At 66.3% G+C, this 13,923-nt stretch carries 13 protein-coding genes and 1 riboswitch; of the genes, 6 read left to right on the forward strand and 7 right to left on the reverse strand.

Annotated elements, in window-relative coordinates; all coding sequences use genetic code 11:
- Positions 1-32 precede the first annotated feature (32 nt).
- Entirely contained in the window at positions 33-1,265 is a 1,233-nt protein-coding gene (locus tag AC0B44_RS07030; protein ID WP_471902214.1) for a primosomal protein, read from the forward strand.
- Between the two features lie 25 nt (positions 1,266-1,290).
- Here AC0B44_RS07030 and AC0B44_RS07035 read toward each other — a convergent pair whose 3' ends face one another.
- Genes AC0B44_RS07035 through AC0B44_RS07045 form a run of 3 tightly spaced genes read right to left on the reverse strand, consistent with a single transcriptional unit; the run spans position 1,291 to position 4,115 of the window.
- On the reverse strand, positions 1,291-2,400 hold the full coding sequence (locus tag AC0B44_RS07035) for an adenosine deaminase (protein ID WP_471902215.1): 1,110 nt from the start codon (positions 2,398-2,400) through the stop codon (positions 1,291-1,293).
- A gap of 19 nt (positions 2,401-2,419) precedes the next feature.
- A complete protein-coding gene (locus AC0B44_RS07040) occupies positions 2,420-3,703 on the reverse strand; it encodes a thymidine phosphorylase (RefSeq protein WP_471902216.1) in 1,284 nt (427 codons plus the stop codon).
- Positions 3,696-4,115: a cytidine deaminase gene (locus tag AC0B44_RS07045; protein ID WP_471902217.1), complete on the reverse strand. Its 420-nt coding sequence runs from the start codon at positions 4,113-4,115 to the stop codon at positions 3,696-3,698. Before AC0B44_RS07045 ends, AC0B44_RS07040 begins: the two co-directional genes overlap by 8 nt.
- Before the next feature lie 252 nt (positions 4,116-4,367).
- Here AC0B44_RS07045 and sdhC point away from each other — a divergent pair, with 252 nt between their 5' ends.
- From sdhC to AC0B44_RS07065, 4 genes are read left to right on the forward strand one after another with little or no spacing between them, the layout of a single operon-like run.
- The gene (gene sdhC / locus AC0B44_RS07050; protein WP_471902218.1) at positions 4,368-4,775 is read left to right on the forward strand and encodes a succinate dehydrogenase, cytochrome b556 subunit; all 408 of its coding nucleotides are present in this window, start codon (positions 4,368-4,370) and stop codon (positions 4,773-4,775) included.
- Position 4,776: 1 nt separating this feature from the next.
- Complete coding sequence (locus AC0B44_RS07055; RefSeq protein WP_471902219.1) at positions 4,777-5,217, forward strand: succinate dehydrogenase hydrophobic membrane anchor subunit; 441 nt, start codon at positions 4,777-4,779, stop codon at positions 5,215-5,217.
- Between the two features lie 15 nt (positions 5,218-5,232).
- Positions 5,233-6,984: a succinate dehydrogenase flavoprotein subunit gene (gene sdhA, locus AC0B44_RS07060; protein WP_471902220.1), complete on the forward strand. Its 1,752-nt coding sequence runs from the start codon at positions 5,233-5,235 to the stop codon at positions 6,982-6,984.
- On the forward strand, positions 6,984-7,763 hold the full coding sequence (locus tag AC0B44_RS07065; protein ID WP_471902221.1) for a succinate dehydrogenase iron-sulfur subunit: 780 nt from the start codon (positions 6,984-6,986) through the stop codon (positions 7,761-7,763). The genes sdhA and AC0B44_RS07065 overlap by 1 nt, the downstream gene beginning before the upstream one ends.
- A 115-nt stretch (positions 7,764-7,878) precedes the next feature.
- On the opposite strand, the gene yhjD is transcribed toward AC0B44_RS07065, so the two are convergent.
- The 4 genes from yhjD to AC0B44_RS07085 form a co-directional block, all read right to left on the reverse strand.
- Entirely contained in the window at positions 7,879-8,913 is a 1,035-nt protein-coding gene (gene yhjD, locus AC0B44_RS07070) for an inner membrane protein YhjD (protein WP_471902222.1), read from the reverse strand.
- Positions 8,914-8,928: 15 nt separating this feature from the next.
- Positions 8,929-9,969 (reverse strand): tryptophan--tRNA ligase, encoded by a 1,041-nt coding sequence (trpS, locus tag AC0B44_RS07075; protein WP_471902223.1) that lies wholly within the window; start codon positions 9,967-9,969, stop codon positions 8,929-8,931.
- Positions 9,970-10,041: 72 nt separating this feature from the next.
- Positions 10,042-10,842 (reverse strand): exodeoxyribonuclease III, encoded by an 801-nt coding sequence (locus AC0B44_RS07080; RefSeq protein WP_471902224.1) that lies wholly within the window; start codon positions 10,840-10,842, stop codon positions 10,042-10,044.
- 163 nt (positions 10,843-11,005) lie between these two features.
- Positions 11,006-12,223, reverse strand: a complete 1,218-nt coding sequence (locus AC0B44_RS07085; protein WP_471902225.1) for an NADP-dependent isocitrate dehydrogenase — start codon at positions 12,221-12,223, stop codon at positions 11,006-11,008.
- Between the two features lie 267 nt (positions 12,224-12,490).
- Positions 12,491-12,602, forward strand: a riboswitch (SAM riboswitch).
- 174 nt (positions 12,603-12,776) lie between these two features.
- Between AC0B44_RS07085 and metX the strand changes: the two genes are divergently transcribed.
- A complete protein-coding gene (gene metX, locus AC0B44_RS07090) occupies positions 12,777-13,904 on the forward strand; it encodes a homoserine O-acetyltransferase MetX (protein ID WP_471902226.1) in 1,128 nt (375 codons plus the stop codon).
- Positions 13,905-13,923: the final 19 nt, after the last annotated feature.

Below are 13,923 nucleotides of genomic sequence, written 5' to 3' on the forward strand. Positions count from 1 at the left end.
TTCTCGGCGTGGACATGGCTAGGCTTCGCGCCATGGCTGGAGACATCGTCCCGATAGAACTCGGTCTCACCGACGGCGACCTCGTGACCCTGTGGGCACCGCGCTGGCGTGAGGGCGACGACGAGTGGGAGGCGTTTCTCGGCCACGGGGACGACCTGTACGGATTCCCCACGGTCGCCGCGCTCGTGGCATTCGTCCGTTCCGGTGGCGACAACGATCTCGTGGAGCATCCGGCGTGGCCCGTGGTCTCCAAGCTCGCAGCGGTGGAGTTCGAACCCGACGACGCGCATTCGTACGACCTGATCGGCGTTCCGGAACTGGCGGCCGCCGACCCCGACGCGGAATCGATCTCGGAACTGCAGGACACGTTCGACATCGTGAGCATCCTGGGCGACGTGTGCGAACTCGACGTGGTCACCAAGTTCTTCGAGCGCGCCGAGGTCGACACGCTGATCCGGGACGGCGCTTCCGCGGTTGCGGGCCGTGAGGGCCGCGACCTGTGGAACAGCGTCGGTACCGCGATCGCCGACGATTGGGACGCGGTGATCGACGCGCTCGACGCCGTGGTCAAGACCCCGGTCGTGGACGAAGCGGTCGTCGCCGAGATCGAATCGGAACTGGTGGCCGACGACCAGAACGAACTGGAGGCGGACGACACCGTTCAGGACGAGGTCGACAACGACGAGTACGAGTTCCTGGACGAGGACGACGACGAGGACGACTTCTGGGCCTCGGTCGGCATCGACCCCATCAAGATCATCACGTCGGAGGGCACCTGGTTCAGCCTGCGGTGTTACCTCGATGACGACCCGGTGTTCCTCGGACGCGACGGCCGGATCTTCGTCTTCCCTTCCGAGCGCACTCTGGCGCGGTATCTGGCGGACAACCACGACCATGATCTCGCCCCGCTGGAAACCTACGAAGAGGTTCGTATCGCCGCTGTGGACGGATCGCTCGAAGTCGCGGTCATCGACGACAACGTGTACGTGCTCACCGGTATCGCCGACGACATCACCGAGGGTGTCGCAGCCGTCGATCCGGACCAGCTCGAGCTGGCCGTCGAATTGTTCACCGACGCTGCCGGTTACGCGAACGACGACTCGACCGAGGCGGCCCTCGCCGCGTCCACCGAGCTGGGCTGGTTCGTCAACTACGTCCTCGAACCCGACGCGAAGCGCCTGGCCCCGAGCGCACCGTTCGACGCCGAGGCTCTCGCGTGGCGGGAACTCGAGCGCGAGTTCGAAGCACGGTTGAACAAGAACTGACGCCGGCACGTCCGGTCGGTGCCGCTCAGCCGATCAGTACCGCGTAGCCGGGCTTGATGACGTCGTCGATCAGTTCGAGGCGCTGATCGAACGGCAGGAACGCCGACTTCATCGCGTTGATCGTGAAGCGTTCGAGGTCGGCCCAGCCGTACCCGAACGTGTCGGCGAGCTGCACCATCTCCTTGGTCATGGTGGTGTCGCTCATCAGCCGGTTGTCGGTGTTGACGGTGACGCGGAACCGCAGCCGCGCGAGCAGGTCGAACGGGTGTTCCGCCAGGGTCGGCACCGCGCCGGTCTGCACGTTGGAACTCGGGCACAGTTCGAGCGGGATGCGCTTGTCGCGGACGTAGCTCGCCAGCAGCCCGAGCCGTGGCTCGTAGTTCTCGCCCAGCACGATGTCGTCGAGGATGCGGACGCCGTGACCGAGCCGGTCGGTGCCGCAGAACGCGACAGCTTCGTGGATGGACGGCAGACCGAAGGCTTCCCCGGCGTGGATCGTGAAGTGCGCGTTGGCCGCCCGGGTGTATTCGAACGCGTCGAGGTGGCGGCTGGGCGGGTTTCCGGCTTCGGCGCCGGCGATGTCGAAGCCCACCACACCGCGGTCGCGGAAGCGCACCGCGAGTTCGGCGATCTCCCGCGACCTCGCGGCGTGCCGCATCGCGGTGAGCAGACAGCCGATCCGGATGTTGCGCCCGTTGGCGCGAGCCTCCGATTCACCGGCCCGAAATCCCTCGAGCACGTGCTCGACGACCTCGTCGAGGGTCAGTCCCCGCTCGAGGTGCTGTTCGGGAGCGAACCTGACTTCGGCGTAGATCACCCCGTCGTCCGCCAGATCCGCCACGCACTCGCGCGCCACCCGTTCGAGACCTTCGGGGGTCTGCATCACCGCCACCGTGTGCTCGAACGTCTCGAGATACCGGACGAGGGAGCCGCTGTCAGCCGACTCGCGGAACCAGCGCGCGAGACCTTCCTCGTTGTCCGCCGGAAGCGACCAGCCACACGCGTCGGCGAGTTCGAGAACCGTGCCCGGACGCAGCCCGCCGTCCAGGTGGTCGTGCAGGAGTACCTTCGGCGCGAGCTTCACGGACTCGGCCTTACCGTCGAACACTCCGGGAACCAACGACTTGTCGCTCATGTGTCGCGACGGTAGTCCGCTAGGGCGTGATCCGCTCGACGATGAGCGGGCGCGGCGCCGGCGCCGTGTCGGAGACGCGGATCCCGCCTCGCAATGCCGCCAGGGCAGCCGGAAAGCGCCCCGGCGTATCGGTGTGGAGGGTCGCGACGGGTTGCCCTTCCCGGACGGTGTCGCCGACGACGGCGTGGAGTTCGACTCCCGCGCCCGCCTGCACGACCTGCCCCTGGTGTTCGCGTCCCGCCCCGAGGCGCCACGCGGCCGAGCCCACCGCGAGCGCGTCGAGTTCGGCGAGCACGCCGTCGGTCTCGGCGTACACCGTCTCGGAGTGCGCCGCGACCGGCAGGGCTGCGTCCGGGTCCCCACCCTGCGCCGCGATCATCGACCGCCAGCGATCCATGGCGCTGCCGTCGCGCAGCCGGTCGGCCGGGTCCACATCGTCGATGCCCGCGGCGGCGAGCATCTCGCATGCCAGAGCGAGGGTGAGCTCCACGACGTCGGCGGGTCCGCCCCCGGCAAGCACCTCGACGGCCTCGCGGACCTCGAGCGCGTTGCCGGCGGTGCGTCCGAGCGGCGTGTCCATCCGGGTGATCAACGCGGTGGTGGGCAGGTCGGCGTCGGTACCGAGTTCGACCATGATGCGCGCGAGTTCGCGCGCGTCGCCGAGTTCGGTCATGAAGGCGCCGGTCCCCACCTTGACGTCGAGCACGAGGGCACCGGTCCCCTCCGCAATCTTCTTGCTCATGATCGAACTGGCGATGAGCGGGATCGACTCGACCGTCCCGGTGACGTCGCGCAGCGCATAGAGCTTGCGGTCGGCGGGAGCCAGATCGGCACCGGCGGCGCACACGACCGCCCCGACCGCGGGATCGGTCAGCATCTCGGCCATCTCCACGGTGCTCAGATCGGCGCGCCATCCCGGGATCGCCTCGAGTTTGTCGAGGGTGCCGCCGGTGTGGCCCAGTCCCCTGCCGGACAGCTGTGGGACGGCGACGCCGCACGCGGCGACGAGCGGAGCCAGCGGGAGGGTGATCTTGTCGCCGACCCCGCCGGTCGAATGCTTGTCGACGGTGCGCAGGCCGAGTCCGGTGAAGTCGAGCCGGCGCCCGGAATCGGTCATCGCGGTGGTCCATCGCGCGACTTCCGCGCGGGTCATGCCCCGGAACCAGATGGCCATCGCCAGCGCGGACATCTGCGCGTCCTCGACGATGCCGTGGGTGAACGCTTCGATCACCCAGTCGATCTCGGCGCCCGAAAGCTCCTGTCCGTCACGCTTGCGGTGGATGATGCCGATGATGTCAGGCATCGCGGCCTCGCTCGGCCCGCACGGCGGAGAGTTGCTCGGGGCCGAATGCATCGGGCAGGAGCTCGGACATGGTGCGGGGGCGGGGAGCGGAGTCGACGACGAGCCCGGGTCCTCCGTGCTCGAGGAGGAGCTGGCGACAGCGTCCGCAGGGCATCAGGATTTCGCCTCGCGCGTCGCACACGGTCACGGCGAGAAGACGCCCGCCACCTTCGGAAAACAAGTTACCGACGAGTACAGTTTCGGCACAAAGTCCCAGCCCATGTGAGACATTTTCCACATTGCACCCGGTGACGATGCGACCATCGGTTGTGAGGGCGGCCGCCCCGACGGGAAAGTTGGAATACGGCGCATAGGCATGGGCCATAACGTCATGTGCTTTGGCGCGCAACATTTTCCAGTCGATATCCGGCATGGTTGATCATCCTGTCACGGTGGCGCACGCAACGCTGCGCTACCCCCTCGGGTCGCCGTCACATTCGGAAAGGCAAACCTAACTTGTTATTTGGGGGCCGTACGAATCGAGGAGGAGATTAGTTCCCGGGTTTGCGTTGGGTTTAGAGTCGATCCAAGTCGGTTCCGGTTCGTCGAGCCCGTGCTGCGGTATTCCCCGACAGTAATGAACGGCTCGACGCGTCCACCATTGACGTTGGAGGCACAGCACTCGATGAGCAGCACGACTGAAGCCGCCCCCGCACAGGCGGGGCGCACACGGTCGCTTTACCGGGGGGACCCCGGCATGTGGTCCTGGGTTCTACACCGGATCACCGGCGTGGCGACCTTCTTCTTCCTATTCGTCCACGTCCTGGACACGGCACTCGTCCGGGTGAATCCCGAGACCTACGACAGCGTCATCGAGACCTACAAGAACCCGATCGTCGGTCTCATGGAGCTCGGTCTCGTTGCGATGGTGCTCTACCACGCGCTGAACGGTCTGCGGGTCATGCTCATCGACTTCTGGGCCAAGGGCCCGAAGTACCAGCGAGTGATGCTCTGGACCATTCTCGCGATCTGGTTCGTGGTGATGATCCCCGCGGCCGGACGCATCTTCTACAACATGTTTGCGGGGCAGTGACATGAGCGAAGCAAAGACCCTGGGCACGTCGCACGACCGCCCCGCGAGCCTGGACAACCCACGCTCCCCCCGTCGCGTCTCGAACAACAACTTCGAGCTCTACGCGTGGCTGTTCATGCGCCTGTCCGGCCTCGCCCTGATCATCCTGGTGCTCGGCCACCTGTTCATCATGCTCATGCTCGACGACGGCGTGCACCGCATCAACTTCGCGTTCGTCGCGGGTCGCTGGTCCAGCCCGTTCTGGCAGATCTGGGACCTGTCGATGCTCTGGCTTGCGCAGTTGCACGGCGGTAACGGCCTTCGCACCGTCATCGCGGACTACGCACGCAAGGACTCCACCCGGTTCTGGCTCAACACGATCCTGGTCGTGTCGATGATCCTGATCATGGGTCTGGGCACCTACGTGATCTTCACCTTCGACCCCAACATCACCGCGAGCTAGGGGAGCCAGAACTCCATGCAGGAACATCGTTACGACGTAGTAATCGTCGGTGCCGGCGGCGCCGGCATGCGCGCGGCCATCGAAGCCGGCCCCCGCGCCCGCACCGCGGTACTCACCAAGCTCTACCCGACGCGCAGCCACACCGGTGCAGCGCAGGGCGGCATGTGCGCAGCCCTCGCGAACGTCGAGGAAGACAACTGGGAATGGCACACGTTCGACACCGTCAAGGGCGGCGACTACCTCGCCGACCAGGACGCCGTCGAGATCATGGCGAAGGAAGCCATCGACGCGGTGCTCGACCTGGAAAAGATGGGTCTTCCCTTCAACCGCACCCCCGAAGGCAAGATCGACCAGCGCCGGTTCGGTGGCCACACCCGTGACCACGGCAAGGCTCCGGTGCGCCGCGCGTGCTACGCCGCCGACCGCACCGGCCACATGATCCTCCAGACGCTCTACCAGAACTGCGTCAAGCACGACGTCGAGTTCTTCAACGAGTTCTACGCGCTCGACATCTCGATGACGGAGACCCCGGACGGCCCCGTCGCCACCGGTGTGATCGCGTACGAGATGTCCACCGGCGAGATCCACGTCTTCCATGCGAAGTCGATCGTGTTCGCCACCGGCGGGTCGGGCCGTATGTACAAGACGACGTCCAACGCACACACCCTCACCGGTGACGGCATGGGCATCATCTTCCGCAAGGGCCTGCCGCTCGAGGACATGGAATTCCACCAGTTCCATCCGACAGGTCTCGCGGGCCTGGGCATCCTCATCTCGGAAGCCGTGCGCGGCGAGGGCGGTATCCTCCGCAACGCCGACGGCGAGCGCTTCATGGAGCGCTACGCGCCCACCATCAAGGACCTCGCGCCTCGCGACATCGTCGCCCGGTCCATGGTCCTCGAGGTGCTCGAAGGCCGCGGTGCCGGACCGAACAAGGACTACGTCTACATCGACGTGACCCACCTCGGCGAGGACGTCCTCGAGGAGAAGCTGCCGGACATCACCGAGTTCGCGCGCACCTACCTCGGCGTCGACCCGGTCACCGAGCTCGTCCCCGTGTACCCGACCTGCCACTACGTGATGGGTGGTATCCCCACCAACGTCAACGGTGAGGTTCTGCGGAACAACACCGAGGTCGTCAAGGGGCTCTACGCCGCCGGTGAGTGTGCCTGCGTGTCCGTTCACGGCGCCAACCGTCTCGGCACCAACTCGCTCCTCGACATCAACGTGTTCGGCCGTCGCGCCGGTATCGCCGCTGCCGAGTACGCGAACGGCCACGAGTTCGTCGAGCTGCCCGAGGCCCCGACGAAGTACGTCGACGAGTGGCTCGACCGGATCCTGCACGCCGGCGGCAAGGAACGCGTCGTCGACATCCGCAGCGACCTGCAGCAGACGATGGACAACAACGCGTCGGTGTTCCGCACCGAGGAAACCCTCACGCGGGCGCTCGACGACATCCACGAGCTGAAGAAGCGCTACAAGGAGATCACAGTCCACGACAAGGGCAAGCGCTACAACAGCGACCTGCTCGAGGCCGTGGAACTCGGCTTCCTCCTGGAGATGGCCGAGGTCACCGTCGTGGGTGCGCTCAACCGCAAGGAGTCCCGCGGTGGCCACGCACGCGAGGACTACCCGAACCGCGACGACGCCAATTACATGATGCACACGATGGCGTACAAAGTAGGTGAGGACCTCATCTCCGATATCCGCCTGGATTACAAGCCAGTGGTCCAGACACGGTACGAGCCGATGGAGCGGAAGTACTGATGACAACAGTCGAAAGAATCAACGACACCGCCGCCGCGGATCTGCCTCCCGTGCCCGAGGGCGCCGTGATGGTCACGCTCAAGATCGCACGGTTCAACCCGGAGGACGACAAGGGTCAGCACTGGGATTCGTTCCAGGTGCCGGCGCTCCCCACGGACCGCATGCTCAACCTGCTGCTTTACGTGAAGGGCTACCTCGACGGCACCCTCACGTTCCGTCGTAGCTGCGCGCACGGCGTCTGCGGCTCCGACGCGATGCGGATCAACGGCGTCAACCGCCTGGCGTGCAAGATCCTGATGAAGGACATGCTCCCCAAGGACGGCAAGCCGGTCACGATCACGATCGAGCCCATCCGTGGTCTGCCGGTCGAGAAAGACCTGATCGTCGACATGGAGCCCTTCTTCGACGCGTTCCGCGCCGTGAAGCCGTTCCTCATCACGTCGGGCAACGAGCCGACCCGCGAGCGCATCCAGTCGCAGGCCGACCGTGCACGTTTCGACGACACCACCAAGTGCATCCTCTGCGCCTGCTGCACCACGTCGTGCCCGGTGTACTGGAGCGACGGCAGCTACTTCGGTCCCGCTGCCATCGTCAACGCCCACCGCTTCATCTTCGACTCGCGTGACGAAGGTGCTGCGGAGCGTCTGGACATCCTCAACGACAAGGAAGGTGTGTGGCGTTGCCGCACCACCTTCAACTGCACCGACGCCTGCCCTCGTGGCATCCAGGTGACGAAGGCGATCCAGGAAGTCAAGCGCGCGCTGATGTTCGCTCGCTGACACGCACACACCGCGCAGCGCGGGTCCGGCCCCCCTCGGGGACGGGCCCGCGCTGTCGTCTGTGCGTCACAGACGCGCCCGCACACCCGCGTGCGGCGCAGGCGCGTCTACAGGATCACTTGCGGCGCAGGCGCGCCGCCGCGAGAACACCACCGAGGACACCGGCCCCGAAGATCGCCGCACCGCGTCGTGCATCGAGCCCTTCGTGGACCTCGAGCCGCGGTGAGATGACTGTGGCCTCGGGCGCGGGCCGGTGTGCCAGCGCGAGATTCGCGCGCGACGACGCCGCGAGCGCCGTGCAGAACAGCACCAAGCGCGCGGTGAGGTTGGCGAACACGAGCAGACCGAGGATGGGGCCGAACGCGACGCCCGCCGGTCCGACGAGCACCCGCTCGAGATACAGCGACCCCGCCTGCTTGAGAATCTCGAATCCGATTCCGGCGAGCGTTCCGGCGAAGATCGCGCTGCGGAACGCCACGGGTTCGCGCGGGAGTCGCGCGATCACCCATGTGAACACCGCGGCGGTCGCGGCGACCGAGAAGAGCAGCGCCGCGACGCGCAGGGCGACACCGACACCGACGATGTTCTCGAGATTGAAGAATTCGACGACTCGCCGCATGATCGGGCCGCTGCTGACGGCCGACAGACCCAGCGACACCACCATCGCCAGGGCGAGGCCGAGGAGTGCCGCGCCGTCCTTGAGCTTGACGATCACGAAGTTCGGTTTGTCCCGCGCGTAGTCCCACATCGCGGTCAGCGCGTCCCGGAGGTTCGCCATCCACGCGAGGCCCGCGTACACCGCGGTGAGCGAGCCGATGAGCCCCACGGTGCTGCGCGCGTTGATCGCGGAGTCGATCAGATTCTGGACCGTGCCACCGAGTTCGCCGGGAATGTTCTGAGCGATGATGTCGCGGACGTCGTCGAGCAACTCGGGACGCCCGGCGAGCACGAAACCGACGAGAGCGAACCCGACCATGATGATCGGGACGATCGCGAGCACCGTGAAGTACGTCAGGCCCGCGGCGTAGTAGTCGCCCTTCTGGCCCTGATAGCGGTCCGCAGCCCGCATCAGTCGGTCGAACCAGGGATGTGCGGCGCGCTGACGCTCGAGAAAACTCGGCTCCTTGTCGCCGTCCGGCTCGCCGGCCATCAGGGCACTCCTCATCTACTTTCGGGGCAGGAATCCCACCCTGTCATAGACCTGCGCCAGCGTGCGGGACGCCACCTCACGTGCCCGATCCGCGCCGTGCTCGAGAATCCGGAGCAGTTCCGCCTCGTCGCTCAGGTACTCGTCCACCCGCGCGCGAATGGGCGTGACGAACTCGGTGAGCACCTCGGCGGTGTCGGCCTTCAGATCGCCGTAACCCTTGCCCTCGTAGCCCGCGACGAGATCGTCGACGCTGCGTCCGGACAGAGCCGACTGGATCGTGAGCAGATTCGATACGCCCGGCTTGTTCTCGCGATCGAACCGGATCTCACGCTCGTTGTCGGTCACCGCGGATCGGATCTTCTTCGCGGACACCTTCGGATCGTCGAGCAGGTTGATCAGACCGGCGTCGGTCGCCGCGGACTTGCTCATCTTGGCAGTCGGATCCTGCAGGTCGTAGATCTTCGCGGTTTCCTTGACGATCATCGGCTCCGGAACGACGAAGGTTTTCCCGAACCTGGAGTTGAACCGCTGGGCGAGGTCGCGCGTGAGCTCGAGGTGCTGACGCTGGTCCTCACCGACCGGCACGTGGCTGGCGCGGTAGAGCAGGATGTCGGCAGCCATGAGGATCGGGTAGGTGAACAACCCGACGCCGGCGTGGTCGGTTCCCTGCTTGGCGGCCTTGTCCTTGAACTGCGTCATTCGCGACGCTTCACCGAATCCGGTGATACAGCTCAGAACCCATGACAGTTCGGCGTGTTCGGGCACCTGGCTCTGCACGAAGAGCACCGACTTCTCCGGGTCGATGCCGATGGCGAGCAACTGCGCTGCGGAGACGAGCACACGCTTGCGGAGAAGCTTGGGTTCGTAGGGAACGGTGATCGCGTGCAGATCCGGGATGAAGTAGAACGCGTCGTTCTCGTCCTGCGCAGGAACCCACTGCGCCAGCGCACCGAGAAAGTTCCCGAGGTGGAACGAATCCGAGGTGGGCTGGATGCCGGACAGCACCCGGGGGCGCGCCTTCGGCTTCGTGGTGTCCGGAACTGCAGTACTCGACATGTGAACGATGATTTCACGAATCGATTTGGACGTGCGACCGAGGTCGGCCTGCCGCATCCTGCGAGGACCGCCTCAGCCGAACGTCACCGTCACCGGTGCGTGATCGGACCACCGTTCGGCGTACGTCGCCGCCCGCTCCACCCGGGCATCGGCCACGCGCGCGGCGAGCGCCGGGGTCACGAGGTGGTAGTCGATCCGCCACCCGGCGTCGGTGTCGAACGCTTTGCCCCGGTACGACCACCACGAGTACGGCCCCGGCACGTCGCCGTGGACGTCGCGGACCACATCCCGCCATCCGGCGTCGAGCAGTTCCGCGACCCAGGCCCGTTCGTTCGGCAGGAAGCCCGACTTCTTGACGTTGCCCTTCCAGTTCTTGATGTCCCGCTCGGTGTGGGCGATGTTCCAGTCACCGCACACCACCATGTCCCTGCCCTGCGCCGTCACCGCTGCCGATCGCTCCGCGAGGTACGCCGCGAAGCCCTTCATGAAGCGCTCCTTGTCGTCCTGCTTGGGCGTCTGGGCTTCGCCGGTGGGCAGGTACAGGCTCGCGACCGTCACGTCGCCGAAGTCCGCCTCGATGTACCGGCCCGCGGCCGCGAATTCCTCGGCGTCGAACCCCACGCGCACCGCGGCGGCGGGGATGCGCGACAGGATCGCCACGCCCGCTCGTCCCTTGGCCGACGACTCGGCGCCGACACAATGCCAACCGGCTTCCAGCGCGGGTGCGATCGCGGCGTGGAACTGCTGCTCGGTCGCGCGAACCTCCTGCAGGCAGACGATGTCGGCCGCCGACGCGGCCAGCCAGTCCAGCAGACCCTTGCCGGCGGCGGCGCGGACGCCGTTGACGTTCACGGTGGTGATGATGAGCGACACGCCGGTCACCGTATCCGACGTATCGGACTGTTCCGGCGCGCGGCGTGCCCGTTCGTGGCGTGCACCACCTCCGGGAAACCGCCACGCCGTGCGACGGTCGGGAAACACACAACGGGACGCCCCGAAGGGCGTCCCGTGTCGTACCGGTGTGGGGAGAACCGAATCAGGCGCGAGCCTTCTGCAGGTTCTCGTCGAGCGCTCCGAGGAACTCCTCGGTGGTGAGCCAGGCCTGCTCGGGCCCGACGAGCAGCGCGAGGTCCTTGGTCATCTGGCCGTTCTCGACGGTCTTGATGACGACGTCCTCGAGCTGCTGTGCGAACTCGATCACCTCGGGGGTGTTGTCGAGCTTGCCGCGGTGCTCGAGACCGCGGGTCCAGGCGAAGATCGACGCGATGGGGTTCGTCGACGTCGGCTTGCCCTGCTGGTGCTGACGGTAGTGGCGGGTCACGGTACCGTGCGCGGCCTCCGCCTCGACGGTCTTGCCGTCCGGCGTCATCAGGACCGAGGTCATCAGGCCGAGCGAACCGTAGCCCTGCGCGACGGTGTCGGACTGCACGTCGCCGTCGTAGTTCTTGCAGGCCCAGACGTAGCCGCCCTCCCACTTGAGCGAGGACGCGACCATGTCGTCGATGAGGCGGTGCTCGTAGGTCAGGCCCGCAGCGTCGAACTCTGCCTTGAACTCTTCCTCGTAGATCCGCTGGAACTCGTCCTTGAACATGCCGTCGTAGGCCTTGAGGATCGTGTTCTTGGTCGACAGGTAGACCGGGTAGTTGCGCTGCAGACCGTACGAGAGCGATGCGCGCGCGAAGTCCTGGATGGACTTCTTGTAGTTGTACATACCCATGACGACGCCGCCGTCCTCGGGGATCTGGCACACCTCGTGCTGGATCGGCTCGCTGCCGTCCTCCGGGGTGAAGGTGATCGTCACGGTGCCGGGACGGTCGACCTTGAAGTCGGTGGCGCGGTACTGATCACCGAACGCGTGACGACCGACGATGACGGGCTTGGTCCAGCCCGGCACCAGGCGCGGTACGTTCGAGATGATGATGGGCGCACGGAAGATGGTGCCGCCGAGGATGTTACGGATCGTGCCGTTGGGCGACCGCCACATCTTCTTCAGGCCGAACTCCTCGACCCGCGCCTCGTCCGGCGTGATCGTCGCGCACTTGACGCCGACGTTGTGCTTCTTGATGGCGTTGGCCGCGTCGATGGTCACCTGATCGTCGGTGGCATCGCGGTGCTCCACACCGAGGTCGTAATATTCGAGATCCACATCCAGGTACGGATGGATCAACTTGTCTTTGATGAACTGCCAGATAATGCGGGTCATCTCGTCGCCGTCGAGTTCGACGACCTTACCCTCAACTTTGATCTTGGACATGTGCGCTTCTTGTCCTCCTAGGACGTTTACTGGGTCCCCAATCGACCGCGCTTTGTGAGCGCAGTCGCCTTCGGCTCGGTACGAGCGAGCATGGCCCTGTCCGCATACTGACAGCGACCAAACATGACAAGCGTACTGCTATTCGACGCGTCCGCAAAGCGGCAATACCACCCCATGACAACTACCGACCAGTAACCTTGCCGCTGGTCACAGACGCTGCGAGACCCCCTGCCCGTCGGTCCGCGACAGTCGCTAGACTTTCCGCGAGGTCATGAGTGCCAGCGTGAAGCCCCGGCTTGCTGGCCGGCAACCCTCCAGCCAGGGTGGGGTGCTCCGGGTGAGGACACGGTCGTCGGAACACCGACGGCAAGCCGGTTGCGGGAGGGTGAGACGACGAGCTGTCACCAACAGCTTCCACTCCAGCCCTCCCCCATGCGTCGAAGGACACGATGAGCGACACCCTGTACATCCTCCCCGCGAGCGGCCGGGCCGTCGAGTCGATCACACTCGCCCCGTTCGTCGCGCTCTCCCCCCACGCCGAGGCGGTCACCCCTTGACCACGGAGACGGAGCCGGTCCACGTCGAACTGCCGTCCGACGACGGGCGCCTCGGGAAGATCCGCATCGGCTCCCTGCGCCTCGAAAGCGGCGAGTCGCTCCCCGACGTCACCATCGCCGTGCAGCGGTGGGGCGCGCTCTCTCCGGCACGGGACAACGTCGTCCTCGTCGAGCACGCGCTGACCGGCGACTCACACGTCACCGGCCCGGCCGGTCCCGAGCATCCGTCACCGGGCTGGTGGTCGGGAATGGTCGGTCCCGGAGCCCCGCTCGACACCGATCGGTGGTGTGTGATCTCCACCAACGTGCTGGGCGGCTGCCGCGGCACCACCGGCCCGGGAACTACCGCGCCCGACGCCAAAGCCTGGGGTTCGCGGTTTCCGTTGATCACCGTGCGCGACCAGGTTGCGGCCGAGGTCGCGCTGCTCGACGCGCTCGGCATCGAGACGCTCGCCGCTGTGACCGGCGGCTCGATGGGCGGCATGCGCACCCTCGAGTGGATCATCACCCACCCCGACCGGGTACGTGCCTCACTCGTGCTCGCGACCTGCGCACGCGCAACCGCCGATCAGATCGGGACGCAGAGCACGCAGATCGCAGCGATCACCGCGGATCCGGACTGGCAGGGCGGCAACTACTACGGCACCGGCCGCATCCCCGCGACCGGCCTGGGGATCGCCCGCCGGATCGCCCACCTGACCTACCGGACCGAACACGAGCTCGACGCCCGGTTCGCGAACCACCCGCAGGACGGCGAGGACCCGTGGCGCGGCGGCCGGTATTCGGTGGAGGGCTACCTCGAACACCAAGCCGACAAGCTTGTCGCACGGTTCGATCCCGGCACCTATGTGGTGCTGTCCGAAGTGATGAACCGGCACGACGTGGGACGGGGCCGCGGTGGCGTCGAAGCCGCGCTCGCTTCCACGCCCGTGAAGACGATCGTCGCGGGTGTCGACTCGGACCGTCTGTATCCGCTGCGCTTGCAGCAAGAGATTGCCGACGCGCTCCCGGGTTCCGACAGGTTGCGCGTCCTCGTCTCCCGCAACGGCCACGACGGCTTCCTCACCGAGGCGGAAGCCGTGGCGAAGCTCCTCGACGAAATGATGGTGCTCTCGCAGGGCTAGCCGCCGTCCGGCGGTGGGC

The sequence above is a fragment of the Rhodococcus sp. NPDC019050 genome (genome assembly GCF_055664235.1).

Excerpts from the sequence above, each read along its gene's own strand:
- AC0B44_RS07035 (WP_471902215.1), bottom strand. The coding sequence starts at position 2,400 with ATGAGCGACAAGTCGTTGGTTCCCGGAGTGTTCGACGGTAAGGCCGAG.
- yhjD (WP_471902222.1), bottom strand. The coding sequence starts at position 8,913 with ATGGCCGGCGAGCCGGACGGCGACAAGGAGCCGAGTTTTCTCGAGCGT.
- sdhA (WP_471902220.1), top strand. The coding sequence starts at position 5,233 with ATGCAGGAACATCGTTACGACGTAGTAATCGTCGGTGCCGGCGGCGCC.
- AC0B44_RS07055 (WP_471902219.1), top strand. The coding sequence starts at position 4,777 with ATGAGCGAAGCAAAGACCCTGGGCACGTCGCACGACCGCCCCGCGAGC.
- AC0B44_RS07065 (WP_471902221.1), top strand. The coding sequence starts at position 6,984 with ATGACAACAGTCGAAAGAATCAACGACACCGCCGCCGCGGATCTGCCT.
- AC0B44_RS07040 (WP_471902216.1), bottom strand. The coding sequence starts at position 3,703 with ATGCCTGACATCATCGGCATCATCCACCGCAAGCGTGACGGACAGGAG.
- sdhC (WP_471902218.1), top strand. The coding sequence starts at position 4,368 with ATGAGCAGCACGACTGAAGCCGCCCCCGCACAGGCGGGGCGCACACGG.
- trpS (WP_471902223.1), bottom strand. The coding sequence starts at position 9,969 with ATGTCGAGTACTGCAGTTCCGGACACCACGAAGCCGAAGGCGCGCCCC.
- AC0B44_RS07085 (WP_471902225.1), bottom strand. The coding sequence starts at position 12,223 with ATGTCCAAGATCAAAGTTGAGGGTAAGGTCGTCGAACTCGACGGCGAC.
- AC0B44_RS07045 (WP_471902217.1), bottom strand. The coding sequence starts at position 4,115 with ATGCCGGATATCGACTGGAAAATGTTGCGCGCCAAAGCACATGACGTT.
- AC0B44_RS07030 (WP_471902214.1), top strand. The coding sequence starts at position 33 with ATGGCTGGAGACATCGTCCCGATAGAACTCGGTCTCACCGACGGCGAC.